Origin of the sequence: Curtobacterium flaccumfaciens (genome assembly GCF_013359815.1) — a bacterium.
GTDB lineage: Bacteria > Actinomycetota > Actinomycetes > Actinomycetales > Microbacteriaceae > Curtobacterium > Curtobacterium flaccumfaciens.
In genome coordinates this window covers 104,001-129,326 of sequence record NZ_JABMCF010000036.1, presented here as the reverse complement: position 1 = coordinate 129,326, position 25,326 = coordinate 104,001, and the positions used below count along the sequence as shown (strand labels likewise).

Annotated in this window: 25 protein-coding genes; 19 read left to right on the top strand and 6 right to left on the bottom strand. The window is 70.2% G+C overall.

The features are described from left to right. The first annotated feature begins 62 nt into the window (after window positions 1-62). The 7 genes from HP445_RS08730 to HP445_RS08700 all read left to right on the top strand — a co-directional run bounded on the left by HP445_RS08730 (window position 63) and on the right by HP445_RS08700 (window position 6,460). Complete coding sequence (locus tag HP445_RS08730) at window positions 63-1,619, top strand: PTS mannitol transporter subunit IIBC (RefSeq protein WP_163342633.1); 1,557 nt, start codon at window positions 63-65, stop codon at window positions 1,617-1,619. A gap of 88 nt (window positions 1,620-1,707) precedes the next feature. Next, window positions 1,708-2,145, top strand: coding sequence for a PTS mannitol transporter subunit IIA (locus HP445_RS08725; protein ID WP_071244331.1), 438 nt, complete (start codon window positions 1,708-1,710; stop codon window positions 2,143-2,145). After that, window positions 2,142-3,299 (top strand): mannitol-1-phosphate 5-dehydrogenase, encoded by a 1,158-nt coding sequence (locus HP445_RS08720; RefSeq protein ID WP_111031944.1) that lies wholly within the window; start codon window positions 2,142-2,144, stop codon window positions 3,297-3,299. Before HP445_RS08725 ends, HP445_RS08720 begins: the two co-directional genes overlap by 4 nt. A 113-nt stretch (window positions 3,300-3,412) precedes the next feature. Beyond that, on the top strand, window positions 3,413-4,345 hold the full coding sequence (locus HP445_RS08715; RefSeq protein ID WP_128781031.1) for an NADP-dependent oxidoreductase: 933 nt from the start codon (window positions 3,413-3,415) through the stop codon (window positions 4,343-4,345). 120 nt (window positions 4,346-4,465) lie between these two features. After that, entirely contained in the window at window positions 4,466-5,002 is a 537-nt protein-coding gene (locus HP445_RS08710; protein WP_128781032.1) for a DUF805 domain-containing protein, read from the top strand. A gap of 82 nt (window positions 5,003-5,084) precedes the next feature. Next, window positions 5,085-5,669 (top strand): DUF805 domain-containing protein, encoded by a 585-nt coding sequence (locus HP445_RS08705; RefSeq protein WP_111225109.1) that lies wholly within the window; start codon window positions 5,085-5,087, stop codon window positions 5,667-5,669. Further along, window positions 5,666-6,460 carry a DUF805 domain-containing protein gene (locus tag HP445_RS08700; protein ID WP_175330803.1) on the top strand — a complete coding sequence of 265 codons (795 nt, stop codon included), beginning with the start codon at window positions 5,666-5,668 and terminating at the stop codon, window positions 6,458-6,460. Before HP445_RS08705 ends, HP445_RS08700 begins: the two co-directional genes overlap by 4 nt. Window positions 6,461-6,527: 67 nt before the next feature. Here HP445_RS08700 and HP445_RS08695 read toward each other — a convergent pair whose 3' ends face one another. The 6 genes from HP445_RS08695 to HP445_RS08670 form a co-directional block, all read right to left on the bottom strand. Beyond that, window positions 6,528-7,169 carry a TNT domain-containing protein gene (locus HP445_RS08695; protein WP_071244287.1) on the bottom strand — a complete coding sequence of 214 codons (642 nt, stop codon included), beginning with the start codon at window positions 7,167-7,169 and terminating at the stop codon, window positions 6,528-6,530. 51 nt (window positions 7,170-7,220) lie between these two features. Continuing rightward, window positions 7,221-7,994 carry a succinate dehydrogenase iron-sulfur subunit gene (locus tag HP445_RS08690; protein WP_017888736.1) on the bottom strand — a complete coding sequence of 258 codons (774 nt, stop codon included), beginning with the start codon at window positions 7,992-7,994 and terminating at the stop codon, window positions 7,221-7,223. A gap of 1 nt (window position 7,995) precedes the next feature. Next, a complete protein-coding gene (sdhA, locus tag HP445_RS08685) occupies window positions 7,996-9,789 on the bottom strand; it encodes a succinate dehydrogenase flavoprotein subunit (protein WP_027466445.1) in 1,794 nt (597 codons plus the stop codon). 49 nt (window positions 9,790-9,838) lie between these two features. Then, window positions 9,839-10,285: a succinate dehydrogenase, hydrophobic membrane anchor protein gene (sdhD, locus tag HP445_RS08680; protein WP_027466446.1), complete on the bottom strand. Its 447-nt coding sequence runs from the start codon at window positions 10,283-10,285 to the stop codon at window positions 9,839-9,841. 11 nt (window positions 10,286-10,296) lie between these two features. Next, window positions 10,297-10,746 (bottom strand): succinate dehydrogenase, cytochrome b556 subunit, encoded by a 450-nt coding sequence (gene sdhC / locus HP445_RS08675; protein ID WP_017888739.1) that lies wholly within the window; start codon window positions 10,744-10,746, stop codon window positions 10,297-10,299. A 78-nt stretch (window positions 10,747-10,824) separates the two neighbouring features. Continuing rightward, the gene (locus HP445_RS08670) at window positions 10,825-12,060 is read right to left on the bottom strand and encodes a glycosyltransferase family 4 protein (RefSeq protein WP_241660440.1); all 1,236 of its coding nucleotides are present in this window, start codon (window positions 12,058-12,060) and stop codon (window positions 10,825-10,827) included. A 187-nt stretch (window positions 12,061-12,247) separates the two neighbouring features. Between HP445_RS08670 and HP445_RS08665 the strand changes: the two genes are divergently transcribed. The 12 genes from HP445_RS08665 (at window position 12,248) to HP445_RS08610 (ending at window position 25,321) form a co-directional block, all read left to right on the top strand. Further along, a complete protein-coding gene (locus HP445_RS08665; protein WP_071244281.1) occupies window positions 12,248-13,363 on the top strand; it encodes a mannose-1-phosphate guanylyltransferase in 1,116 nt (371 codons plus the stop codon). Window positions 13,364-13,561: 198 nt separating this feature from the next. Further along, window positions 13,562-14,626, top strand: a complete 1,065-nt coding sequence (locus HP445_RS08660; protein WP_111022309.1) for a BMP family lipoprotein — start codon at window positions 13,562-13,564, stop codon at window positions 14,624-14,626. 167 nt (window positions 14,627-14,793) lie between these two features. Then, on the top strand, window positions 14,794-16,314 hold the full coding sequence (locus HP445_RS08655) for an ABC transporter ATP-binding protein (RefSeq protein ID WP_128781034.1): 1,521 nt from the start codon (window positions 14,794-14,796) through the stop codon (window positions 16,312-16,314). Further along, window positions 16,311-17,678, top strand: a complete 1,368-nt coding sequence (locus tag HP445_RS08650; protein ID WP_175330802.1) for an ABC transporter permease — start codon at window positions 16,311-16,313, stop codon at window positions 17,676-17,678. Before HP445_RS08655 ends, HP445_RS08650 begins: the two co-directional genes overlap by 4 nt. Beyond that, a complete protein-coding gene (locus HP445_RS08645) occupies window positions 17,675-18,964 on the top strand; it encodes an ABC transporter permease (protein WP_111056109.1) in 1,290 nt (429 codons plus the stop codon). The genes HP445_RS08650 and HP445_RS08645 overlap by 4 nt, the downstream gene beginning before the upstream one ends. Before the next feature lie 19 nt (window positions 18,965-18,983). After that, entirely contained in the window at window positions 18,984-19,466 is a 483-nt protein-coding gene (locus tag HP445_RS08640; protein WP_128781035.1) for a cytidine deaminase, read from the top strand. Between the two features lie 5 nt (window positions 19,467-19,471). Continuing rightward, complete coding sequence (locus tag HP445_RS08635; protein WP_128781036.1) at window positions 19,472-20,770, top strand: thymidine phosphorylase; 1,299 nt, start codon at window positions 19,472-19,474, stop codon at window positions 20,768-20,770. A 120-nt stretch (window positions 20,771-20,890) separates the two neighbouring features. Beyond that, on the top strand, window positions 20,891-22,003 hold the full coding sequence (locus HP445_RS08630; RefSeq protein ID WP_128781037.1) for an adenosine deaminase: 1,113 nt from the start codon (window positions 20,891-20,893) through the stop codon (window positions 22,001-22,003). Between the two features lie 3 nt (window positions 22,004-22,006). Next, a complete protein-coding gene (locus tag HP445_RS08625; RefSeq protein WP_071406407.1) occupies window positions 22,007-22,453 on the top strand; it encodes a PTS sugar transporter subunit IIA in 447 nt (148 codons plus the stop codon). Next, window positions 22,450-22,728: a PTS sugar transporter subunit IIB gene (locus HP445_RS08620; protein ID WP_027466460.1), complete on the top strand. Its 279-nt coding sequence runs from the start codon at window positions 22,450-22,452 to the stop codon at window positions 22,726-22,728. The genes HP445_RS08625 and HP445_RS08620 overlap by 4 nt, the downstream gene beginning before the upstream one ends. A gap of 77 nt (window positions 22,729-22,805) precedes the next feature. Next, window positions 22,806-23,648 carry a purine-nucleoside phosphorylase gene (locus tag HP445_RS08615; protein ID WP_128781038.1) on the top strand — a complete coding sequence of 281 codons (843 nt, stop codon included), beginning with the start codon at window positions 22,806-22,808 and terminating at the stop codon, window positions 23,646-23,648. Then, the gene (locus HP445_RS08610; protein ID WP_128781039.1) at window positions 23,645-25,321 is read left to right on the top strand and encodes a phospho-sugar mutase; all 1,677 of its coding nucleotides are present in this window, start codon (window positions 23,645-23,647) and stop codon (window positions 25,319-25,321) included. The genes HP445_RS08615 and HP445_RS08610 overlap by 4 nt, the downstream gene beginning before the upstream one ends. Window positions 25,322-25,326: the final 5 nt, after the last annotated feature.

The following is a 25,326-nucleotide window of genomic DNA, read 5'->3' as shown; positions in this document are numbered from 1 at the left end:
ACCCCCAGCACCACCCCTCCCAGCACCACGCAGCAGCTCCACCACACAGAAAGTCACCGCACATGACAACGTCGTCCGTTGCAGCGCCCGACGCACCCGCGAAGTCGCGGGGCGGCGGACGCGTCGCCGTTCAGAAGTTCGGCACGTTCCTCTCCGGCATGGTCATGCCCAACATCGCGATCTTCATCGCGTGGGGCATCATCACCGCCTTCTTCATCGAGACCGGCTGGACGCCCGTCGGCGTCCTCGGCGGGTTCGGTGAGACGGCCGGCGTCGCCAACCCCGGCCTCGTCGGCCCGATCCTGACCTACCTGATCCCGCTCGCGATCGCCATCCAGGGCGGCCGGATGGTCTACGACACCCGCGGTGCGGTCGTCGGTTCGATCATGACCATGGGCGTCATCATCGGCGCCAACGGCACCACGATGATCCTCGGCGCGATGATCTGCGGGCCGCTCGGTGCCTACCTGATCAAGCAGATCGACAAGATCTGGGACGGCAAGATCAAGCCCGGCTTCGAGATGCTCGTCAACAACTACGCGGCCGGGATCCTGGGCTTCGCCCTCGCGATGGTCGGCTTCTTCTGGCTCGCGCCGCTGTTCAAGCTCATCGCCGAAGGCCTCGGCGACATGGTGGACTTCCTCGTGCAGCACTCGCTCCTGCCGATCGCCAGTGTCATCATCGAGCCGGCCAAGGTGTTCTTCCTGAACAACGCCATCAACCACGGTGTGCTCGACCAGCTCGGGGCCGACCAGGTGAAGGAGTCGGGCAAGAGCATCCTCTTCCTGCTCGAGGCGAACCCCGGCCCCGGCCTCGGTCTGCTGCTCGCCTTCACCTTCTTCGGTGTCGGCATCGCCCGCTCGACCGCTCCCGGCGCGATCATCATCCAGTTCTTCGGTGGCATCCACGAGATCTACTTCCCGTACGTGCTGCAGAAGCCGGTCCTGTTCATCGCCGTCATCCTCGGTGGTGCCACGGGTGTCGCCACGAACGTCGCGTTCCAGTCCGGCCTCGTCGCCCCGGCGTCGCCCGGCTCGATCTTCGCGGTGCTCGGCGCCACGGAGCGCAACAGCTTCCTCGGCGTGATCCTGTCGGTCATCCTGTCCGCCGCGGTGTCGTTCGCGGTCTCGTCCTTCTTCCTCCTCGCCAGCCGCAAGCGCGACCTGGCGAACGGTGGCGGTGACATGAGCGCCGCCATGGCGAAGCTCCAGGCGAACAAGGGCCGCGACGTCAACTCGGCGACCGCCGGCCTGCTCGGCAACAACTCCCCGGCCAACGAGGAAGAGGCCGAGGCCTCCCTCGGCGGCGTCGGCTCGGCGAGCACGGCGACGGCGACGAAGGTCCAGAACCTGGTCTTCGCCTGCGACGCCGGCATGGGCTCGAGTGCGATGGGCGCCAGCGTCCTGCGCAACAAGATCAAGAAGGCGGGCATCGAAGGGGTCACGGTCTCCAACAAGGCGATCGCGAACCTGTCCGGTGACGAGGACCTGATCATCACGCAGGAAGAACTGACGGACCGCGCGAAGCAGAAGAACCCGAACGCGCAGCACGTGTCGGTCGGCAACTTCATGAACGCTCCGCAGTACGACCAGGTCGTCGAGCAGCTGAAGAACCAGTAACGCCACAACCAGTAACGAAGTGCAGTATCGGAGGGGACGGGGCTGACCCGTCCCCTCCATCTCGTCCTCAACACAAGGAGAACCCCCGATGCCCGTCCTGCAGGAGAGCCAGATCCGCATCCACACCGAGGACACCGCGCCGACCAAGTCGGAAGCGATGAAGGAGGCGGCCGAGATCCTCGAGGCTGCGGGCGCGGTCACGGCCGACTACTACCCGGCCATGCTCGAGCGTGAGAAGAGCGTGTCCACCTACATGGGCAACTTCCTCGCCATCCCGCACGGCACCAACGACGCGAAGGACGCGATCAAGTCGTCCGCCCTGTCGTTCATCCGCTACGCCAGCCCGATCGACTGGGACGGCAACCCCGTGCGCTTCGTCGTCGGCATCGCCGGCGTGAACAACGAGCACCTCGACATCCTGTCGAAGATCGCGATCGTGTTCTCCGACGAGGACGAGGTCCAGAAGCTCACCGACGCGGCCGACACCGCTGCGATCCTCTCGATCCTCGGCGAGGTCAACGAGTGAGCACCAGCACCGCCGTCCACTTCGGCGCCGGCAACATCGGCCGTGGCTTCGTCGGGCTCCTGCTCCACGAGGCCGGGTACGAGGTCGTCTTCGCCGACGTCGCCGCACCGCTCATCGACGCCCTGGCCGCAGCCGACTCGTACACCGTGCACGAGGTCGGGGCAGGCGCCCAGGACCACGAGGTCACGAACTTCCGCGCGCTGAACAGCGCCCAGGACGAGGACGGCGTGGTCGCCGAGATCGCGAAGGCCGCGATCGTCACGTGCGCCGTCGGCCCGAACGTCCTGAAGTTCATCGCCCCGGTCATCGCCCGTGCGCTCGTCGCCCGCGACGCGGACGCCGCACCGATCGCCGTCATGGCGTGCGAGAACGCCCTCAACGCCACCGACCGCCTGCGCGAGTTCATCGTCGCGGCCCTGCCCGAGGACGGCCGCGACGCAGCCCTGGCCAAGGCCGTCTTCGCGAACACCGCCGTCGACCGCATCGTGCCCGCGCAGCCCGAGGGCGGCGGACTCGACGTGACCGTCGAGACCTACTTCGAGTGGGCCATCGACCGCACGCCGTTCGGTGGGAACGAGCCGGAGATCCCCGGCGCGCACTACGTCGACGGCCTCGCGGCGTCGATCGAGCGCAAGCTCTTCACCGTCAACACCGGGCACGCCACCGTCGCGTACCACGGCTTCGTCGCCGGGGCCGACAAGATCTCGGACGCCATCGCCATCCCCGCCGTGCGCTCCGAGCTCGAGTCCGTGCTCGCCGAGACGAGCGACCTGCTCATCCGCCGGCACGAGCTCGACCCCGAGGTGCACCGCGCGTACGTGCAGGCGATCATCGGCCGGTTCGAGAACCCGCACCTGCCCGACACGGTGACCCGCGTCGGCCGTCAGCCGCTCCGCAAGCTGTCGCGCGACGAGCGGTTTGTCTCGCCCGCCGCCGCACTGGCCGAGGACGGCACCGAGCCGACCGCGCTCCTCGACGCGATGGCCGCGGCGCTCCGCTTCGACGTCGCGGACGACGAGCAGAGCGTCGAGCTGCAGGCGCTGTTGGCATCGGACGCGTCCGACGCGGACGTGGCCACGCAGATCACCGGTCTCGCCGCGGAGCACCCGCTCCACGCCGCGTTCACCGAGCGGATCCGGTCCGCGCGCGCCTGAGGACGTCCGCAAGGACGGCTTGACGACGTCCGCACGGACGAACGGGAGGCCCGTCACCAGCTGGTGACGGGCCTCCCGTCCGTTCCGGGGTCGCGACGCGTACCGTCGCCCGCATGACGAAGCACTGGGTGGCCCCACGGTTCGGCGGCAGCGAAGTCCTGGAGTACGTCGACACCGAGGTGCCGGCACCCAGCACCGGCGAGGTCACGATCGCCGTCCGCGCCGCCGGCATGAACCCCGCAGACACCAAGCACACCCGCCAGGGCGACGCCGCGGACCTGCCGATCGCCGTCGGGTACGAGGTCGCCGGCTTCCTGTCCGCCGTCGGCCCCGACACCGAGATCGCGTCCGGTGGGGGAGCGGTCGGCGACGAGGTCCTCGCCTTCCGCGTCAGCGGCGGCTGGGCCGAGTCGGTCACGGTGCCCGCGGCCGACGTCTTCGCGAAGCCCGCTTCGCTCGGCTTCCCGGAGGCCGCCAACCTGCTCCTCGCCGGCTCGACCGCCGCCGACATGCTCCGCGTCACCCGCGCCGAGGGGCGTGACACCGTCCTGGTGCACGGCGCCTCGGGCGCGGTCGGCGTCAGCCTGCTCCAGCAGCTGCGGCTGCTCGGCACCCGCGTCATCGGCACCGCGTCGGAGCGTGGTGCGGACGTCGTGCGACGCTTCGGTGGCGAGTGGGTCGCGTACGGCGACGGCCTGGAGGCGCGTGTCCGTGATCTCGCACCCTCCGGCATCGACGTGGCACTGGACTGCGTCGGTACCGACGAGGCCGTCGACGTCTCGCTCGCGTTGGTCGCGGACCGGTCACGGATCGTGACGATCGCCGCGCAGGCGCGGGCCGCATCGGACGGGATCGCCGCGGTGGGCGGCGCGCAGCCGGCCAGCAAGGCGTTCCGGGACTCGGTGCGGCAGCGGCTCATCGACCTCGCCGGTGCCGGACAGCTCGAGGTCCCGGTGGCGCGGACCTTCCCGCTGGCCGAGGCGAAGGCGGCGGCGGAGCTGCTGGAGTCCGGGCACCCCGGGGGCAAGCTCGCGCTCCTGCCCTGACAGCATCGTCGGGCCAGGTCCTCGGTCGGGTCAGGTGTCGTCCGGGCGGATGACGCTCACCGGGGCGGGGGAGTGCCACACTCTGTGTGGACCGACAGCCGCGCCGGAAGGAACCCACCGATGAGCGACCAGTACCCGCCCCGTGACCCGTACGGCCAGCAGCAGGGCCCGTACGGACAGCAACCGTGGGGGCAGCAGCCTCCGGGGCAGTACGGGCAGCCCGGTCCGGGTCGAGCGAGTGGTGGGAGGTCCGAGCCACCGCTCTGGGCACCCTGGTACGGCATCCCCTTCCCCCAGGCGTTCTTGCGCTTCTGGAAGAAGTACGTGCGCTTCGACGGTCGGGCCAGTCAGTCGGAGTACTGGTTCTGGGCGCTCTGGTACCTGATCGGTTCGGCTGCCGCCGGCATCATCGGGAGCGGGTTCGACGTGCTGCCGTTCGTCGACGACGGTTCGGACGGACTCGGCAGCCTCTGGAGCCTGGCCTGCGCGCTCGGCTTCATCGCGCTGACCGTGCGACGGCTGCACGACGTCAACCTCAGTGGCCTGCTCGCCCTGTTGTTCATCATCCCGCCGATCGGCATCCTGTTCTCGCTGATCATCGGCCTGATGTCGTCGAACCCGCAGGGGCAGCAGTACGACCGTCCGCTGCAGGGGTGACGCGCGGTACCGGTCCTGACCGCCGTTCGGCAGTTCTGGTTGACTCAGACGCGACCATCAGCCAACACTCGAGGGGGACCACGTGAGCGACCAGTACCCGCAGGATCCGAACAACCAGCCGAACGCCCAGTTCGGTGGCGCACCGCAGTACGGCGGCGCACCGCAGTACGGCCAGCAGCCGCCGACCGGACCGAACGGTGAACCGCCGCTCTGGGCGCCGTGGTACGGGATCTCGTTCGGCAAGGCCGTCGGCCGCTTCTTCAAGAAGTACGCCACGTTCAGCGGTCGTGCCAGCCGGAGCGAGTTCTGGTGGTGGTACCTCGCCAACGCGATCGTGGTCATCGTCCTCAGCATCCTGTACGGCATCGGTATCGGCACCTCGGAGCGCTCGACCGTGTCGATGTCGACCGCGACGTCCACCAGCGTCCAGTCGACCGTCACCGAGCCGTCGGCGCTGTTCGTCATCTCGGGCATCCTGTTCCTGCTCTGGGGCCTCGCGATCATCGTTCCGACGCTCGCCCTCGGCTGGCGCCGGCTGCACGATGCGAACCTCCCCGGTGCGCTGTGGATCATCGCCCTCTTCGTCGGCATCGTCGGAATCGTCTTCGGCCTGCTGCCCTCGAACCCGCAGGGCGCGCGGTACGACCGCCCCGTCTCGAGCCGATGAGCAACGACGGGACGCCCCAGTGGGGCCAGCCCGGCGGCGATCAGCAGCAGGGACAGCCGGGGGACGGCGCGCAGCCCGGGTACGGGCAGCAGCCTGGGTACGGGCAGCAGCCTGGGTACGGGCAGCAGCCTGGGTACGGGCAGCAGCCTGGGTACGGGCAGCAGCCTGGGTACGGACAGCAGCCCGGGTACGGACAGCAGCCCGGCTACGGGCAGCAGCCCGGCTACGGGCAGCAGCCCGGCTACGGGCAGCAGCCGTACCAGCAGTACGCCCAGCCGTACGTTCGTGGGTACCCGCAGCTGGCGGAGCCGATACCGGTCGGCCCGGACGGCGTTCCGCCGCTGTGGGCCCCCTGGTACGGCATCGGGTTCCTCGACGCCTTCCTCCGGTTCTTCAAGAAGTACGCCCGCTTCGACGGCCGTGCCGGTCGCAGTGAGTACTGGTACTGGTTCCTGGCCAACGCCATCGTCACGATCGTGCTCTACGGGGGCTTCATCGCCCTGCTGATCGCCACCAGCCCGTCGACCACCGTCGTGGACGACTACGGGTACTCGCGCGACGTGTCGGGGGCGCCTTCGCCGTTCGCCTTCGTGCTGCTCGGGCTCTTCGGGCTGTGGTGTCTCGCCACCCTCGTGCCGAACCTGGCACTCGCGTGGCGCCGGCTCCACGACGCGAACCTGCCGGGCCCGCTCTGGCTCGTGTCGCTCATCGCGAGCCCCGCAGCCATCGTGTTCGGCTGCCTGCCGTCGAACCCGGCCGGTGCGCGGTACGACCGCCCCGACCTGCGGTAGCTCCACGAACGAGAACAGCCCGCCCCACGCGTCGAGCGCGGGGCGGGCTGTTCGTGTATCGGTGCGCTCAGACGACCCGGAGGCGGACGAGCGCGCCGTCGACCACCAGGTCACGCACGGTGGCCGACGGGTCGGCGATCTGGAAGCGCAGGGCGCCGCCCGGCTGCTCGAACCACGGCTGGACGAAGCGGACGTTCACCAGGAACGGCCGGTCAACGACGTACCGGTGGGTTTCCGGCGAGGAGGTCACGTGCGGGGGCAGTGACCGGCTGGGCAGTGGGGTGTCGAGCGGGTGCAGCAGGTAGCCGTCCGGGCCACCGATGCGGTCGACGGGGACACCGGCCGGGATCTGGATGGTCAGCCCCTGCTCGCCGGCCTGCGCGACCTGCTGCGCGAGCTGCGGGTAGGTCGACGCCGCGCGGTCGCGGAGCCCCTCGAGCTCGTGGCGGGGGATGTCGCGCGGCTCCGGGAACGGACGGTTCAGGAACCGGCGCAGCATCTCGACCGCGTCGTCCTCGCCTGTGGCCTGCGCGAGACGACGAGCCGTGCCGTAGTCGACGACCTCGAGCGCGTAGCCGGAAGCGTCGGTCTGGACGATGCGGAGCGCCCCCTCGACCGGCGGTTCGTGCAGGGTCTCGCCGGGGAGCTGCACGTACCGGGTCGTGTAGCCGAGCTGGTCGAGGATGGGGCGGGTGTCCGCGAACGTCATGGTCGGGAGCCTATCGGTCGACGTGGTGCTGGGCCTTGGACGGAGCCGGGACTACGCCCGGCCGCGCATGATCGCCTGTTTGACCTCGGAGATCGCCTTCGTCACCTGGATGCCGCGGGGGCACGCGTCGGTGCAGTTGAAGGTCGTGCGGCAGCGCCAGACGCCTTCCTTGTCGTTGAGGATGTCGAGACGGACGTTCGCGGCGTCGTCGCGGGAGTCGAAGATGAAGCGGTGTGCGTTCACGATCGCGGCGGGGCCGAAGTACTGCCCGTCGGTCCAGAACACCGGGCAGGACGACGTGCACGCGGCGCAGAGGATGCACTTCGTGGTGTCGTCGAAGCGGGCGCGGTCGGCGACGGACTGCACACGCTCCTTGCCGGGCGTCGGGGCTGACGAGGACTGCAGGAACGGCTGCACCTCGCGGTAGCTCTGGAAGAAGGGCTCCATGTCGACGACGAGGTCCTTCTCGAGCGGCAGGCCCTTGATCGCCTCGACGTAGATCGGCTTCGAGACGTCGAGGTCCTTGATCAGGGTCTTGCACGCCAGGCGGTTGCGACCGTTGATGCGCATGGCGTCGGACCCGCAGACGCCGTGTGCGCACGAGCGGCGGAAGGTCAGGGACCCGTCCTGCTCCCACTTGATCTTGTGCAGGGCGTCGAGGATGCGGTCGGTCGGCAGCATCATGACGTCGAAGTCCTGCCAGCGCGGCTCGTCGTCGACGTCGGGGTCGAAGCGACGGACGATGACCGTGACGGAGAAGGATCCGGGAGGGGCGTCCTGCACGGTGTCGGTGCGGGGTGCCTCGGAGACCAGGGTGTCGGTCATCTCAGTACTTCCTCTCCATCGGCTGGTACCGCGTGATGACGACGGGCTTCCAGTCGAGCGTGATGTGGTCGTCGGCGAGTGACGAGTGCGGGTCGCCCGTCAGGTACGCCATGGTGTGCTGCATGTAGTTCTCGTCGTCGCGCTTCGGGTAGTCGTCGCGCATGTGGCCGCCGCGGCTCTCCTTGCGGTTGCGCGCGGAGTAGACGACGACCTCGGCCAGGTCGAGCAGGAACCCGAGCTCGACGGCCTCGAGCAGGTCGGTGTTGAACCGCTTGCCCTTGTCCTGCACGGAGACCTGCATGAAGCGGTTGCGGAGCGTGTGCAGGGTCTCGGTGACACGGGCGAGCGACTCGTCCGTGCGGAACACCTGCGCGTTCTTGTCCATCTCCTCCTGCAGTTCCTTGCGGAGGGCGGAGACGCGCTCGGTGCCGGTCGAGGCACGGAGCTGGTCGAGCATGCCGCGGACGCCGGCCGCCGGGTCTTCCGGCAGGGGGAGGAACTCGGCGGTCTGGACCCACTCGGCGGCGTTGTTGCCCGAGCGCTTGCCGAAGACGTTGATGTCGAGCAGCGAGTTGGTGCCGAGGCGGTTGGAGCCGTGCACGGAGACGCAGGCGCACTCGCCGGCGGCGTACAGGCCGGGGACGACGGTGGTGTTGTCGTACAGGACCTCGGCCTTGACGTTCGTCGGGATCCCGCCCATCGCGTAGTGCGCGGTCGGCATGACGGGCACCGGCTCGACGACCGGGTCGACGCCGAGGTACGTGCGGGCGAACTCGGTGATGTCCGGCAGCTTCGTCTCGAGGACCTCGGCCCCCAGGTGCGTGCAGTCGAGCAGCACGTAGTCCTTGTTCGGTCCGGCACCCCGACCCTCGGCCACTTCCTGCACCATGCAGCGCGCGACGATGTCACGCGGTGCGAGGTCCTTGATGGTGGGGGCGTACCGCTCCATGAAGCGCTCGCCCGAGGCGTTCCGGAGGATCGCGCCCTCGCCACGGGCACCCTCGGTCAGCAGGATGCCGAGCCCGGCGAGTCCGGTCGGGTGGAACTGGAAGAACTCCATGTCCTCGAGCGGCAGGCCCTTGCGCCACACGATGCCGACGCCGTCGCCGGTCAGGGTGTGCGCGTTCGAGGTGGTCTTGTACATCTTGCCGAAGCCGCCGGTCGCGAAGATCATCGCCTTGGCGTGGAAGACGTGCAGCTCACCGGTCGCGAGCTCGAACGCGACGACGCCGGCCGGCTGCTGGCGGGTGACACCGTCGTCACCGACGACGTCGACCATGATGAGGTCGAGCGCGTAGAACTCGTTGTAGAACTCGACGCCGAGCTTCACGCAGTTCTGGAACAGCGTCTGCAGGATCATGTGCCCGGTGCGGTCGGCGGCGTAGCAGGCCCGGCGGACCGGGGACTTGCCGTGGTCGCGGGTGTGCCCACCGAAACGGCGCTGGTCGATCTTGCCCTCGGGCGTGCGGTTGAACGGCAGGCCCATGTTCTCGAGGTCGATGACGGCGTCGATCGCCTCTTTCGCGAGGATCTCGGCGGCGTCCTGGTCGACCAGGTAGTCGCCGCCCTTGATCGTGTCGAAGGTGTGCCACTCCCACGAGTCCTCTTCGACGTTCGCGAGGGCCGCGGCCATCCCGCCCTGCGCCGCACCGGTGTGCGACCGGGTGGGGTAGAGCTTCGAGATGACGGCCGTCTTCGCCTTCGGGCCGGCTTCGATCGCGGCTCGCATACCCGCGCCTCCGGCGCCGATGATGACGATGTCGAACTGGTGGTGGTGGACGGTGGTCTCGGTCACAGGGGTCTTTCCGTAGACGGTGGGAACGCGGGCAGCAACGGTGGTGGTGCTACTGCGCCGGGCAGAAGGACGGCAGGTCGGCGGCAGCGGCGCCGGCGGGGCACGGGTCGAACGTCCAGCAGACGAGGAGCCCGAGGACGATCAGCACGACGCAGGCGGCCAGGATCGCGACGAGGAGCGTCTTGCGGATGCCGGGCTTCGACACGTAGTCGTTGACGATCGTGCGCATGCCGTTCGAGCCGTGGATGAGGGCGAGGACCAGCATGAGCGAGTCCCAGACCTGCCAGAAGGGGTTGGCCCACTTGCCGGCGACGAAGGCGAAGTCGATCTGCTTGACGCCCTCGCCGGCCACCATGTTGACGAAGAGGTGGCCGAAGATCAGCACGACGAGCAGCACGCCCGAGGCGCGCATGTAGATCCAGCCCCACTTCTCCCAGTTGGTGGTGCTGCGGGCGGCTGCGGCCGAGCGGGGAGGTTCGACGATCTGCGTGGTCATGTTCGTGCCCCTCAGTTGAAGTCCGCGACGAGGTTCATGAGCTGGCGGGGCAGGAAGCCCGCGATCGCCACCGCCCACAGGACCATGACGATCCAGAACATGGCCCGCTGGTACTTCGGGCCCTTCGACCAGAAGTCGATCAGGATGATCCGCAGGCCGTTGAAGGCGTGGAACACGATGGCCATGACGAGGGCGATTTCGCCGAGGTTCATGATCGGGGTCTTGTACGTGCCGATGACCGCGTTGTACGCCTCTGGGGAGAGCCGCACGAGCGCCGTGTCGAGGATGTGCACGAGCAGGAAGAAGTAGATCGCGACGCCGGTGATGCGGTGGAGGACCCACGACCACATCCCGATCGAACCGCGGTAGAGCGTGCCCTGTGGCGTCCGAGAAGCCCGCGGGGCTTCGATCGAGACGTCGGGCACCGCGGTCGCCGTACCCCCGCCGGTGTGCTCAGCCATGAGCTCGTCCTTCCATAGGACGGGCTCGCCCGATCGGCGAGCCCTTGCCGTTCGTGTTCGTGTGGAACACGACCCATCCTATGCGCGGGCGCTGACCTTCTCGTCCCGACCTGCCCGGAGGCCCCGTCCGACGGGCGGCGCGCCGATGGTGCGGGCCGTGTCGTGGTGGTCGAGGAGCTGGTCACCGACGGCCTCCCAGGTGGTGCCCTCGACGCGGAGCCGACCGGCGGAACCCATCCGCTCCGCCAGCGCGCGGTCGTGGTGCAGTCGCAGGACCGCGTGCCGCAGGGCCTGCGGGGCATCGGCGTCGTAGAGCTCGCCGTCGAGCCCCGGGGCGACCAGGTCGAGCGGGCCGCCTGAAGCCGGTGCGATCACCGGCAGGCCGGAGGCGTGGGCCTCCTGCAGGGTCTGCCCGAAGGTCTCGGCCGGACCGGTGTGCACGAACAGGTCGAGCGACGCGTACGCGTCGGCGAGTGCGTCGCCGCGCAGGGGGCCCGTGAAGGTGACGTCGAGGTGCCGGAGCCGCCGTTCGAGCATGGCCCGCGACGGACCCCCTCCGGCCACGACGACCCGGATGCCGGGGACGCCGCCGAGTTCGGCGAGCCGCTCGACCTCCTTCTCCGGGGCCAGGCGTCCGACGTACCCGACGATGGTCTCGCCGTTCGGGGCCAGGCGGCGGCGGAGTGCCCGCACGTGCCCGGTCGACCGGCGCGCGGGGTGGAACAGCTCGGTGTCGACGCCGCGACCCCAGCGGGCGACGCGGGGCACGCCCTCCTCGGCGAGCATCGTGGTCGTCGCGCTCGACGGGGCGAGCGTCAGCGAGGCGCCGGCGTGGATGCGTCCGAGGATCTTCCGCACCAACGGGACGGTCGCGGTCAGGCCGTTGCGGCGGGCGAACCCGGCCACGTCGGTCTGGAAGACGGCGACGGAGGGGATGCCGAGCCTCCCGGCTGCCGTGATCGCGCGCCCACCCAGCAGGAACGGACTGGCGGCGTGGAGCACGTCGGCGCCGGAGGCGGCGAGGATCGTGTCGAGCACCGGGTGGGGGAGTGCCACCGGGAACTGGCGGTAGGCGACGGCGGGGATGCGGTGGACGTCGAAGGAGCGGTAGCGCTCGACGGCGCTGCGCGACCGGAACTGCGCCAGGCCGGGGGTGTCCGGGGCGATCACGACCGCGCGGTGACCCCGTCGTTCCAGGTGGTCGAGGACCGCCAGGACACTGGTGGTCACGCCGTTGAGGGTGGGCAGGAAGCTCTCGGTCACGACGGCGACGGTCCGGGGGGACGTGCCGCGCTCCACGCTGCGTGCGCTCATGGTGCTGCCCATGCTCCGGGCGTGACGTGACCCGGCGGGGCCGACGACGTGAACGGGACGCGCGCGCCGGGTGAACAACGCGACGCCCTCCGGTGCGGACGCCGGACGGAGCCCTGCGGGAGGCCGCATGCGGGAATCGTGCGGAGACCACCCAGGATCCGCCCGGCGGGGGCGGTACGGTGAGCGCGTGGCTGACGCTCTCGAAGACTTCTACGCGATCATCCCCGCAGGGGGCATCGGATCGCGCCTGTGGCCGTTGTCGCGCGCGGACGCACCCAAGTTCCTGCACGACCTGACGGGATCCGGCACCTCGCTGCTGCGGCAGACCTGGGACCGTCTGGCGCCGCTCGCCGGCGACCAGCGGATCATGGTCGTCACCGGCCGTGCGCACCGGGTCGCGGTGGAGTCGCAGCTGCCCGGCGTCGAGGACCACAACGTGGTGCTCGAGAGCGAGCCGAAGGACTCCACGGCGGCCATCGGCCTGGCCGCGGCGATCCTGGTGCGCCGCGAGCCCGACGTCGTCATCGGCTCGTTCGCCGCCGACCACGTCATCGGTGACGCCCGCGGCTTCCGTCGTTCGGTGCGCGAGGCCGTCGCCGTCGCCCGTGCCGGCTACGTCACCACCATCGGCATCACCCCGACGGAACCCGCGATCGGCTTCGGGTACATCAACGCCGACACCGCGGCGCTCGACATCGAGGGTGCCCCGACCGCACACGCGGTGAAGTCCTTCGTCGAGAAGCCGGACCTCGACACCGCCCGCTCGTACGTCGAGCAGGGCAACTACCTCTGGAACGCCGGCATGTTCATCGCGCGCGCCGACGTGCTGCTCGCCGAGATCGGCCGGACGAAGCCCGAGCTGCTGGCGGGCATCAACGAACTCGCCGACGCCTGGGACACCTCGGCGCGCGGCGCCGTCGTCGACGCCGTGTGGCCGATGCTCGAGAAGATCGCCATCGACTACACGGTCGCCGAGCCGGCTGCAGCCGCCGGACGCATGGCGGTCGTCCCCGGCGACTTCGACTGGGACGACGTGGGCGACTTCGCCTCGCTCGCCAAGCTGCAGTCCGGCGGCCGGCCGAACAACCTCGCGGTGCTCGGGGACGGTGCGCGCATCCTGGCGGACTCGTCGAGCGGCATCGTGATCTCGCACAGCCAGCGGCTCATCTCGCTCATCGGCGTCGAGGACATCGTCGTCGTGGACACCCCGGACGCGCTGCTCGTCACCACGAGCGCGAACGCACAGCGGGTCAAGGGCGTCGTGGATGCCCTGAAGATCAGCGGCCGCGGCGACGTCCTGTAGCGCTCCACCGACAAACCCCTCGAACTGGGGGTGAGCGGGCGGCCCCGCGTTACGGGCGCGTTTCGGCGGGGTCGCGATCCCGTAACCGATCCGCAGGACCCCCGCAACGGGTCCTGTACCGACCCGACGGTCGTGTACTGTCGCCACGATCGCCCGGAACGCACGTGGTCCGGGCACGCTCCCCGGAGGAACCAACCCGTGACATCTCGTACCCGACAGGTCGTCCTCAGCGGCCTCGCGCTCGCCGGCACCGTCGCCGTCCTGGCCGGCTGCGCCTCGGCGCCGTCCACCACCGACACGGCGAAGAAGACCGACTTCCGCCCCTGCATGGTCTCCGACGCCGGTGGGTTCGACGACAAGTCGTTCAACCAGCTCGGCTACGAGGGCATGAAGGACGCCGCCAAGGAACTCGGCGCCACCTACAAGGAGGCCGAGTCGAAGGACGCCACCGTCTACGACTCGAACATCGAGCAGCTCATCGGCCAGAACTGCAACCTCGTCGTGACCGTCGGCTTCAACCTGGCCGACGCCACGAAGAAGCAGGCCGCTGCGAACCCCGACACCGACTTCGCGATCATCGACGACAACTCGATCGACGCGAAGAACGTCAAGCCGATCACGTTCGACACCTCGCAGGCGGCGTTCCTCGCCGGCTACGCGGCGGCGTCCTACTCGAAGACCGGCGTCGTCGGCACCTTCGGTGGCATGCAGATCCCGACCGTCACCATCTTCATGGACGGCTTCGCGGACGGCGTGAAGTACTACAACGAGCAGAAGGACAAGGACGTCAAGGTCGTCGGCTGGAACGTCGACACCGGCAAGGGCTCCTTCACCGGTGGCTTCGAGGCCGGCACGCAGGCCAAGTCGGTCGCGCAGACGCTCCTCGACCAGGACGCCGACGTGATCCTCCCCGTCGGTGGCCCGATCTACCAGTCCGCTGCCGAGGCCATCAAGGACGCCGACAACGGCTCCGTCCTGATCGGTGCGGACAGCGACCTCTACGAGGCCGACCCCCGCTACAAGGACATCGCCTTCACCTCGGTCGAGAAGGGCATGCGCCCGGCCGTGAAGGACGTCGTCGAGCAGGCGGCTGACGACAAGTTCTCGAAGGACCCGTACGTGGGCACCCTCGAGAACGACGGCGTCGGCATCGCGCCGTTCCACGACTTCGAGTCCAAGGTCGACAAGGGCCTGCAGGGCGAGCTCGACGACGTGAAGGCCGGCATCATCGACGGCTCGATCAAGGTCAAGACCCAGTCCTGACCCGGTGAACGCGGGCGGGGGAGCATCCCTCGCCCGCGTTCTCGTGCGCCCGGGTGGCGCACACCACATCGTGCGCCCGGCGGCGCACACCACATCGTGCATCCGCGGGCTGCACGCGACACCGTGCGCCCGTGTGGCGCGCGCGAGACAGAAATAGACTCCCGAACATGAAGCTCGAACTCCGCGGCATCACCAAGCGGTTCGGCGCCCTGGTCGCCAACGACCACATCTCGCTCACCGTCGAGCCGGGTGAGGTCCACTGCCTCCTGGGTGAGAACGGCGCCGGCAAGTCCACCCTGATGAACGTCCTGTACGGCCTGTACGACGCCGACGAGGGCGAGATCCTGCTCGACGACGTGGTGCAGGACTTCGACGGCCCCGGTGACGCCATGCGCGCCGGGATCGGCATGGTGCACCAGCACTTCATGCTCGTGCCCGTGTTCACCGTCGCCGAGAACGTCATGCTGGGGCAGGAGCAGACCACCTTCGGCGGGCGGCTCGACCTGGCCGGTGCCCGCAAGCGCGTGCAGGAGATCTCCGACCGCTTCGGGTTCGACGTCGACCCCGACGCCAAGGTCGAGGACCTGCCCGTCGGTGTGCAGCAGCGCGTCGAGATCATCAAGGCGCTGTCCCGCGACGCCTCCGTGCTGGTGTTCGACGAGCCGACGGCCGTCCTCACCCCGCAGGAGACCGACGAGCTGATGGGCATCATGCGCCAGCTCCGCGAGGCCGGCACCGCGATCGTCTTCATCACCCACAAGCTCCGCGAGGTGCGCGAGGTCGCCGACCGCATCACGGTCATCCGTCTCGGCAAGGTCGTCGGCGAGGCATCGCCGACCGCCACGAACAACGAGCTGGCCGCGCTGATGGTCGGCCGTGCCGTCTCGCTCGTGGTCGACAAGGCTCCTGCGTCCGGTGGCGCCGACGCCCTGGTCGTCGAGAACCTGACCGTGACCGACCCGTCCGGCATCGTGCTCGTCGACGACGTCTCCTTCACGGTGCGCCGCGGCGAGGTCCTGGCGATCGCCGGGGTGCAGGGCAACGGGCAGACCGAGCTCACCGAGGCGATCATCGGCCTCGAGCCCGCCCACGCCGGCCGCATCACCCTCGACGGCAAGGAACTCACCGGGCGGAGCGTCAAGCAGGTGCTCGACGCCGGCGTCGGCTTCGTCCCCGAGGACCGCAAGGAGGACGGCCTGGTCGGCGAGTTCACCATCGCCGAGAACCTGATGCTCGATCGGGCCGACCACGCCGAGTTCGTCCGCGCCGGCACGATCCGCTCGGCCGAGCGCGACGCCTTCGCCGACGAGAAGATCGCCGAGTTCGACATCCGGACGCCGGGTCGCACCACCGCGGCCGGTCGGCTCTCCGGTGGCAACCAGCAGAAAATCGTCCTGGCGCGCGAACTGAGCCGTGAGCTGCGGCTCTTCGTCGCCGCGCAGCCCACCCGTGGCATCGACGTCGGCTCGATCGAGTTCGTCCACAAGCGCATCGTCGCCACCCGCGACACCGGTGTGCCGGTCATCGTCGTCTCCACCGAGCTCGACGAGGTCGTGGCCCTGGCCGACCGGATCGCCGTGATGTACCGCGGCGGCATCGTCGGCATCGTCCCCGCGACCACCCCCCGTGACGTCCTCGGCCTCATGATGGCCGGGGAACTCCCTGAAGGAACGGAGCTGGCCGCGTGACCGCGCAGGAACCAGACAACACGCAGCAGCCGACCCCGGCTGCGCACGGCACCGCGGACGCCCCGCTCACCGACGACCGTCTGCAGGAGGTCGAGGCGACCCCGCACCTGATGACGGACTCGGCAGAGGACACCGAGCGCCGCAACGGCGCCGGTGGCGACCGCTGGCAGGCCGCCCTGCAGGGGATCCTGAACGGCTCCGTGCTCGTCACGGTGCTCGCCGTCGTCCTCGCGCTGGTCGCGTGCGGCATCCTCATCGCGGTGACGGACGAGAACGTCCGGGCCACAGCCGGCTACTTCTTCGCCCGCCCGACCGACATGCTCCAGGCGATCGGCACCGCGGTCGGCGGCGCCTACGCCTCGCTGTTCCAGGGCTCGGTGTTCAACTTCGGCGCGGACTCGTTCCAGCAGGCGATCGGGCCGCTCACGCGCTCCGTCGACTACTCGGTGCCGCTCATCGCCGCCGGGCTCGGGATCGCGCTGTCCTTCCGCGCCGGACTGTTCAACATCGGCGGCCAGGGGCAGATCCTGATGGGCGCCGCTGCCGCCGGCTGGGTCGGGTTCTCGTTCGACGGGCCCGCCGCGATCCACATCCCGCTCACGATCCTCGCCGGCATCGTCGGCGGCGCGGTCTGGGGCGGCATCGTCGGGGTGCTCAAGGCCCGGACGGGTGCGAACGAGGTGGTCGTCACGATCATGCTCAACTACGTCGCGCTCTACCTGGTCAGCTACCTGCTCCGCACCCCGGGCCTGCTGCAGGCCCCGGGCAGCAGCAACCCGATCTCGCCCGCCACGAAGGACAGCGCGCTCCTGCCGCAGCTCTTCGGTGTGCGGTACGGCGTGGACCTCGGGTTCATCGTCGCGATCATCGCGGTCGTCGTCGTCTGGTGGCTCGTCAACAAGTCGTCGCTCGGCTTCCGGTTCCGCACCATCGGTGAGAACCCCCGTGCCGCCCGTGTGGCCGGCATGAGCGTCCCGGCGCTGACCATCTGGGTGATGCTGATCTCCGGTGCCCTGGTCGGCATCGCCGGCGCCTACCAGGTGCAGGGTGCCGTCACCTCGGGCTTCACCTCGGGCATCGACGCCGGTATCGGCTTCGACGCCATCACCGTGGCCCTGCTCGGCCGCTCCAAGCCGTGGGGCGTCTTCTGGGCGGCCATCCTGTTCGGCGTGCTGAAGAACGGTGGCTACGCCATGCAGGCCGCCAACGGCATCCCGATCGACATCGTCGGGGTCATCCAGGCCCTCATCGTCCTCTTCATCGCGGCGCCGCCGCTCGTCCGCGCGATCTTCCGGATCCCGCAGCCGGGTGCACGCAAGCGCACGAAGACGAGCAAGACCAGCAAGAAGGCGGTCGCCGCATGAGCACCATCAGCCCCACCGCGGCCCCCGCGTCGCCGCTCGCGGACCGTCCGGTCGAGACCACCAGGAGCTGGAAGCTCCCGATCGGGTACGGCGTGTTCACGCTCATCGCGATCGTGCTGTTCGGCCTGCTGCCGCGCTCCGGCACCACCACGTTCCGCCTCGCGAACGCCGGTGACTTCTTCGCGCTGCCGAACGTCCCGCTGCCCGCGCTCGGGACGGGCATCGTCGTCATCGTCCTGCTCGCGATCCTGACCGTGTACGCGTTCATCGAGACGCGGGCACTCCGCCGGGTCCCGCTGTGGGTCACGTCGGTGTTCGCGGTCGTCTTCGTCATCGGGTTCCTGACCTGGGCCGCGGCCGGTTCGTCCCTGCCGATCCCCGGCCTGCTGCTCGGCGCGCTGAGCCTGAGCGTCCCGCTCGTGTTCGGTGCCCTCGGCGGCGTCATCTCCGAGCGGGTCGGCGTGGTGAACATCGCGATCGAGGGCCAGTTCCTCGCCGGTGCGTTCAGCTCCGCGATGGTCGCGTCGATCACCGGGTCGCCCTGGGTCGGCCTCGTCGCCGCGCTCGTCGCCGGCATGCTCGTGTCGTTCGTCCTCGCGGCGTTCAGCATCAAGTACCTGGTCGACCAGGTCATCGTCGGTGTCGTCATCAACGCGTTCATCTCCGGCCTGACCGGCTTCCTGTACTCGCAGGTGCTCTCCCCGAACGAGGAGACCCTGAACATCGGCATCCGGTTCCCGAAGGTCGAGATCCCGCTGCTGCACCAGATCCCGGTCATCGGTCCGGTGTTCTTCGAGCAGACGGTCGTCGTCTACCTGGCCTACATCGCCGTGGCGGTCGTCACCTTCGGCCTGTTCAAGACCCGCTGGGGCCTGCGCCTCCGCGCGGTCGGTGAGCACCCGCAGGCCGCCGACACGGTGGGCATCAACGTCACGAGCACCCGGTTCTGGAACGTCTCCCTCGCCGGTGCGATCGCCGGTCTCGGTGGGGCGTACTTCACGCTCGACGCGGTCGGGCCCTTCACGAAGGACATGACCGCGGGCGCCGGCTACATCGCGCTGGCCGCCGTCATCTTCGGCCGGTGGGACCCCATCAAGGCGACGCTCGCGGCGCTGCTGTTCGGCTTCGCGTCGAACCTGCAGAACACGCTCGGAGCGATCGACTCACCCGTGCCCAGCGAGTTCCTGCTGATGCTGCCGTACGTGGTGACGATCTTCGCCGTGGCCGGCCTGGTCGGGCAGTCGCGCGGCCCCGCCGCGTCCGGCAAGCCCTACATCAAGAGCTGACGGCCTGGAGGCACGACACATGACCGACACGCAGCAACCAGGTGACCAGGCGGTCACCGCCACCGACCCGGCGGACGCCGCCACGGGCCTCCCGGTCGACGACGTGGACTGGGGCGTCCTGCGGGACGCCGCCACGGCCGCGATGCGGCGCGCCTACGCGCCGTACTCGTCGTTCCCGGTGGGTGCCGCGGCGCTCACCGACGACGGCCGGATCGTCTCCGGCTGCAACATCGAGAACGCGAGCTACGGGGTGACGCTCTGCGCGGAGTGCTCGCTCGTGTCGCAGCTGCACATGACCGGCGGCGGCAAGCTCGTCGCGTTCACGTGCGTCGACGGCGACGGGGCGACCCTGATGCCGTGCGGCCGCTGCCGCCAGCTGCTGTTCGAGCACTCGACCGAGGGCATGCTCCTCGAGACGCTCTCCGGCATCCGCACCATCGACGAGGTCCTGCCGGACGCCTTCGGGCCGCGCACCCTCGCCACCTACCAGCAGGAGCACTGATCCACATGGCCGTCGAGCCGTTCGACACCGTCGACCTCATCCGTACGAAGCGCTCCGGCGGGGCCCTGAGCACCGCCGAGGTGGACTGGCTCGTCGACGCGTACACCCGCGGCTACGTCGAGGACCCGCAGATGGCCGCGATGGCGATGGCGATCTTCCTGAACGGGATGGAGCGGCGTGAGATCAAGGACCTCACGCTCGCGATGATCGCGTCGGGGGAGCGGATGTCGTTCTCGTCGCTCGGCAAGACGACGGTCGACAAGCACTCCACGGGCGGGGTCGGCGACAAGATCACCCTGCCGCTGGCACCCCTGGTGGCGTCGTTCGGCGTCGCGGTGCCTCAGCTGTCCGGTCGCGGACTCGGGCACACCGGCGGCACGCTCGACAAGCTCGAGTCGATTCCCGGGTGGCAGGCGTCCATCTCGAACGACCGCATGATGCAGGTGCTGCAGGACGTCGGCGCGGTCATCTGCGCCGCCGGGTCCGGCCTGGCACCCGCGGACAAGAAGCTCTACGCGCTCCGCGACATCACCGGCACCGTCGAGTGCATCCCGCTCATCGCGTCGAGCATCATGTCGAAGAAGATCGCCGAGGGCACCGGGGCGCTCGTGCTCGACGTCAAGTTCGGGTCCGGCGCGTTCATGCCGACGTACGAGGCGTCCCGGGAGCTCGCGCAGACCATGGTCGACCTCGGCAACGACGCCGGGGTCGCGACCTCGGCGCTGCTGACCGACATGGAGGTCCCGCTCGGGCTGACGATCGGCAACGCGCTCGAGGTGCGGGAGTCGGTCGAGGTGCTCGCCGGCGGCGGCCCCGCCGACGTCGTCGAGTTGACGGTTGCGCTCGCGACCGAGATGCTCACGCTGGCCGGACTGCCCGACGCCGACCCGGCCGCGGCGCTCGCGGACGGCCGCGCCATGGACACCTGGCGTCGGATGATCGAGGCGCAGGGCGGGGACCCGTCCGCCGCGTTGCCCGTGGCCCGCGAACAGCACGTCGTCACCGCTCCGACGTCGGGGGTCCTCACGCAGCAGGACGCGCTGCCGTTCGGCGTCTCGGCCTGGCGGCTCGGGGCCGGTCGTGCCCGCGCGCAGGACCCGGTGCAGGCCGGTGCGGGCATCGAGCTCCACGTCAAGCCGGGGGACACCGTGACCGAGGGCCAGCCGCTATGGACGCTGCACTCCGACGACGCGTCGCGGATCCCGCGTGCGCTGGAGTCGCTCGAGGGCGCGTGGACCATCGGCCCGGCGGGCTCCGCTGCCGCGGCACGTGGGTCGATCGTGCGCGAGCGCATCGGGTCCTGAACCCGGCCACCCGACGAACCGGAGGCTCCCTGCACACCTGTGGGGAGCCTCCAGTGTCTTCCGTCGTGGGTTGTGCACAGCTGCCTGCGCGGCGGCGGTGACCACCGATAGCCTGGGGGCATGAGCGCCGACGCCCCGACCTACCGCCTGCCCGACGCCGGGGCGGTCATCAACGACCTGCCGAAGGTCTCGCTGCACGACCACCTCGACGGCGGCCTGCGTCCCGCGACCATCATCGAGCTCGCGGCCTCGGCGGGTGTGTCGCTCCCCACCACCGACCCGGCCGAGCTCGGGCAGTGGTTCGCCGACCAGTCGAACTCCGGCTCCCTGGTCGAGTACCTGAAGACGTTCGACGTCACCACGTCGGTGATGCAGACCGCACCGCAGCTCACCCGGATCGCCCGCGAGTTCGTCGAGGACCTGGTCGCCGACGGCGTCGTCTACGGCGAGGTCCGCTGGGCGCCGGAGCAGCACCTGCAGGGCGGGCTGACCCTCGACCAGACGGTGGAGGCCGTGCAGGCCGGCATCGAGGAAGCCGTCGACGCCGCCGGTGGGCGCATCCGCGTCGGCCAGCTCGTCACCGCGATGCGGCACGCCGACCGGTCGCTCGAGATCGCGGAGCTCGCCGTCCGACATCGTGACGCCGGAGTCGTCGGCTTCGACATCGCCGGTGCCGAAGCCGGGTTCCCCGCCTCGAACCACCGCGCCGCCTTCGACTACCTGGCGTCCGAACTGTTCCCCGTCACCGTCCACGCGGGCGAGGCCGACGGGCTCGCCTCCATCCGGTCAGCCCTCGTCGACGGCCGGGCGCTCCGCCTCGGGCACGGCGTCCGCATCTTCGAGGACGTCGCCCTGTCCGACGCCGGGGACGGCTCGACGCTGGCCTCCCTGGGCGAGGTCGCCTCGTGGGTCCGCGACCGCGAGATCCCGCTCGAGGTCTCGCCGTCGTCCAACCTGCAGACCGGGGCGATCGCCGCGTGGGGCGACGAGCTCGCCGACCACCCGTTCGACGTGCTCTACCAGCTCGGCTTCCGCGTCACGGTGAACACCGACAACCGCCTGATGAGCGGGACCTCGCTGTCGAAGGAGCTCGCACTGCTCGCCGGCACGTTCGGGTACGACCTCGACGACCTGGCGGCGTTCCAGATCAACGCCGCGCTCGGGTCGTTCCTGCCGCTCGAGGACCGCGAGGAGATCATCGCCACCATCACGGCCGGGTACCAGGAGGCCTGACGCATGGGACTGCCACCGCTGCCGGACACCGCCGTCCTCCTCGGTGCGGACGCGCCCGCGTGGCGTGACGCGATGCGCCTGGTCGGCGGTGCGCTCGTCGCCTCGGGCGCCACCACCGACGAGTACACCGACGCCATGATCGGCATGGTCGAGGAGCACGGTCCGTACATCGTCATCTCGCCGGGGCTCGCGTTCGCGCACGCCCGGCCGGGTGGTGCCGTCGTGCGGGACGGACTCGCGATCGTGACGCTCGCGACGCCGGTGGCGTTCGGCCACCCGCACAACGACCCCGTCCGCGTGGTGCTCGGGCTCGCGGTGGCCGAGGTCGGCACCCACCTGGAGTCGATCGGTGAGATCGCGAACCTGTTCAACGACGCCACCGTGACCGGGCGGATCGCGGCGGCGACCACCGCGGACGAGGTCCGCACGATCATGGGGGTCTCCGCGTGAAGATCGTGACCATCTGCGGCGCCGGCATCGGCTCGAGCGGCATCCTCAAGGTGAACGCCGAGAAGGCGCTCGACGCCCTCGGGCTGTCGGCGTCGGTCGTCGCGGCGGACGTCGCGTCCGTGCGGGACGTCTCCGACGACGCCAACGTGATCCTGACGAGTCAGGAGTTCGTCGAGGCGATCGGCGACACCTACGCCGAGGTCATCGTCATCGCGAACCACTTCGACCAGGGTGAGATCACGGCAGCGGTGGACCGGGCGCTCGGCGAGCACTGAGGCGGGTGCAGCGGCGGCCGCTGCGGCGGCCGCTGCGGCGGCCGCTGCGGCGGGCGTCCGCCCTTTAGAGTTGGGGCATGAGCACCGAGAACCCGCTGAACGACCCCGCTGCCGACCCGTTCGAGGTCGCGCGGGCCGCCGCAGTCGCCATCGCCGAACAGTCCGGCATCGAGCGGCACGACATCGCCCTGACCCTCGGGTCGGGCTGGGGCAAGGCCGCCGACATCATCGGTGAGACCGTGTCCGAGATCCCGGCCGAGCAGGTCCCCGGGTTCAGCGCCTCGGCCGTCCCCGGACACTCCGGCACGATCCGGTCGATCCGCCTCGCCGACGGCCGCCACGCGCTCGTCATCGGTGCCCGCACCCACTACTACGAGGGTCACGGGGTCCGTCGGGTCGTGCACAGCGTCCGCACGGCGGCTGCGACCGGTGCCTCGATCATGGTGCTGACCAACGGCGCCGGCGGCATCAAGGAGCACTGGACCCCGGGCACCCCGGTGCTCATCAGCGACCACATCAACCTGACCGCGGACAGCCCGCTCGAGGGCGCGACGTTCATCGACCTGACCGACCTGTATTCGGCGCGTCTGCGCGAGCTGGCCCGGACGGTCGACCCGTCGCTCGACGAGGGCGTGTACACGCAGTTCCGCGGCCCGCACTACGAGACCCCGGCCGAGGTCCAGATGGCGAAGACCATCGGCGGACACATCGTCGGCATGTCGACCGCGCTCGAGGCCATCGCGGCCCGTCAGGCCGGCATGGAGGTCCTCGGGTTCTCGCTCATCACGAACCTCGCCGCGGGCATCCAGAAGACCCCGTTGTCGCACACCGAGGTGCTCGAGGCCGGCAAGCAGGCCGAGCCGGTGATCGCCGACCTGCTCGCACGCGTGGTCGCCGCACTCGGGCAGCCGGCGTCGTGAAGCTCGACCTCGACCAGGTGCTCGGCACCGCGCGGGCGTGGCTGGCGCAGGACCCCGACCCCGAGACCCGCGACGAGCTGGCCGCGGCGATCGACGCGGCGGCCGACGGTGACGGTCCCGCTGTCCGGGCGCTCGCCGAGCGGTTCGACGGCCGGCTCCAGTTCGGCACCGCCGGCCTTCGTGCCGAGCTCGGCTGGGGCCCGCTGCGGATGAACCGGGTCGTCGTGACCCAGGCCGCTGCAGGGCTCGCACGGTTCCTCATCGACACCGGGCGCTCGCGCAGCGTCGTGATCGGGTACGACGGCCGGGTGAACTCGGACGTCTTCGCACGTGACTCGGCCGAGGTCATGCGCGGCCTCGGGCTCGAGGTCACCCTGCTGCCCTCGGCCCTGCCGACGCCGGTGCTCGCGTTCGCCGTCCGGCACCTCGACGTCGGCGCCGGCGTCATGGTCACCGCGAGCCACAACCCGCCGCGGGACAACGGGTACAAGGTCTACCTCGGTCAGGACGACGACGGCTCGCAGATCGTGCCGCCCGTCGACGGCGAGATCGCGGACGCCATCGACGCCGTCGCCGCGGGGTCCGTCACCGACCTGCCGCGTGGCACGGACTACACCGTCGCGACGTCGGCTCTGGTCGACGCCTACGTGGCCGCCACGGCCGCGATCGTGCCCGCTCCGGTACTCGGGGTCGACGAGCAGCCGAAGGTCGTCTACACGGCCATGCACGGCGTCGGGTGGGAGACCGCTCGCGCGGTGTTCGTCGCCGCCGGGTTCGCGTCACCGACCGTGGTGCCGGAGCAGATCGAGCCGGACGGAGCATTCCCGACGGTCTCCTTCCCGAACCCGGAAGAGCCCGGCGCGATGGACCTGGCGATCGCCCGTGGTCTCGCCGTCGGCGCCGACCTGGTGATCGCGAACGACCCCGACGCCGACCGGCTCGCACTCGCGATCCCGACGGCCGCGGACGCCGGTGCGCCGTCCTACCGCCGGCTGTCGGGCAACGAGGTCGGCTGGCTGCTCGGGTGGCGTGCCGCTGCACGGGCGTCCGAGTCGGGCGCGACCGGCACGCTCGCCGCGTCGATCGTCTCGTCGCCGGCGTTGGCCCGGGTGGCTGCGCGCCACGGGCTGGAGTACCGCGACACCCTGACCGGCTTCAAGTGGGTCTCGCGGGTGCCCGAGCTGCTGTTCGGCTACGAAGAGGCCCTGGGCTACCTGGTCGACCCGTCGGTCGTGCGCGACAAGGACGGCATCTCGGCTGCGCTCGAACTGCTGTCCCTCGCCGACGAGCTCGCCGCGTCCGGCTCGACCATCGCCGATCACCTCGAGGCCTTCGCCGCCGAGTTCGGCGCGTTCGCGTCGGGGCAGGTGGCGACCCGCGTCGACGACCTGTCACGCATCGGCGAGATCATGGCGTCGCTCCGGTCCACGCCGCCGTCGACGCTCGGCGGGCTCGACGTGCACACGGTGACGGACTACGCCGACGGGGTGGCGGGCTTCCCGCCCTCGGACATCCTGCGCTACGACCTGTCCGGCGACGCCCGGGTGATCGTCCGCCCGAGCGGGACCGAGCCCAAGGTGAAGGTCTACATCGACACCGTCGCGGACACCCCCGCCGAGGCCCAGCGCCTGGTCGACGCCCTCGCCGAGTCGGTGCGCCCCTTGGTGTCGTAGGGCGC

Excerpts from the sequence above, each read along its gene's own strand:
- HP445_RS08730 (WP_163342633.1), top strand. The coding sequence starts at position 63 with ATGACAACGTCGTCCGTTGCAGCGCCCGACGCACCCGCGAAGTCGCGG.
- HP445_RS08725 (WP_071244331.1), top strand. The coding sequence starts at position 1,708 with ATGCCCGTCCTGCAGGAGAGCCAGATCCGCATCCACACCGAGGACACC.
- HP445_RS08715 (WP_128781031.1), top strand. The coding sequence starts at position 3,413 with ATGACGAAGCACTGGGTGGCCCCACGGTTCGGCGGCAGCGAAGTCCTG.
- HP445_RS08710 (WP_128781032.1), top strand. The coding sequence starts at position 4,466 with ATGAGCGACCAGTACCCGCCCCGTGACCCGTACGGCCAGCAGCAGGGC.
- HP445_RS08700 (WP_175330803.1), top strand. The coding sequence starts at position 5,666 with ATGAGCAACGACGGGACGCCCCAGTGGGGCCAGCCCGGCGGCGATCAG.
- HP445_RS08695 (WP_071244287.1), bottom strand. The coding sequence starts at position 7,169 with ATGACGTTCGCGGACACCCGCCCCATCCTCGACCAGCTCGGCTACACG.
- HP445_RS08690 (WP_017888736.1), bottom strand. The coding sequence starts at position 7,994 with ATGACCGACACCCTGGTCTCCGAGGCACCCCGCACCGACACCGTGCAG.
- sdhD (WP_027466446.1), bottom strand. The coding sequence starts at position 10,285 with ATGACCACGCAGATCGTCGAACCTCCCCGCTCGGCCGCAGCCGCCCGC.
- sdhC (WP_017888739.1), bottom strand. The coding sequence starts at position 10,746 with ATGGCTGAGCACACCGGCGGGGGTACGGCGACCGCGGTGCCCGACGTC.
- HP445_RS08670 (WP_241660440.1), bottom strand. The coding sequence starts at position 12,060 with ATGAGCGCACGCAGCGTGGAGCGCGGCACGTCCCCCCGGACCGTCGCC.
- HP445_RS08655 (WP_128781034.1), top strand. The coding sequence starts at position 14,794 with ATGAAGCTCGAACTCCGCGGCATCACCAAGCGGTTCGGCGCCCTGGTC.
- HP445_RS08645 (WP_111056109.1), top strand. The coding sequence starts at position 17,675 with ATGAGCACCATCAGCCCCACCGCGGCCCCCGCGTCGCCGCTCGCGGAC.
- HP445_RS08640 (WP_128781035.1), top strand. The coding sequence starts at position 18,984 with ATGACCGACACGCAGCAACCAGGTGACCAGGCGGTCACCGCCACCGAC.
- HP445_RS08635 (WP_128781036.1), top strand. The coding sequence starts at position 19,472 with ATGGCCGTCGAGCCGTTCGACACCGTCGACCTCATCCGTACGAAGCGC.
- HP445_RS08630 (WP_128781037.1), top strand. The coding sequence starts at position 20,891 with ATGAGCGCCGACGCCCCGACCTACCGCCTGCCCGACGCCGGGGCGGTC.
- HP445_RS08625 (WP_071406407.1), top strand. The coding sequence starts at position 22,007 with ATGGGACTGCCACCGCTGCCGGACACCGCCGTCCTCCTCGGTGCGGAC.
- HP445_RS08615 (WP_128781038.1), top strand. The coding sequence starts at position 22,806 with ATGAGCACCGAGAACCCGCTGAACGACCCCGCTGCCGACCCGTTCGAG.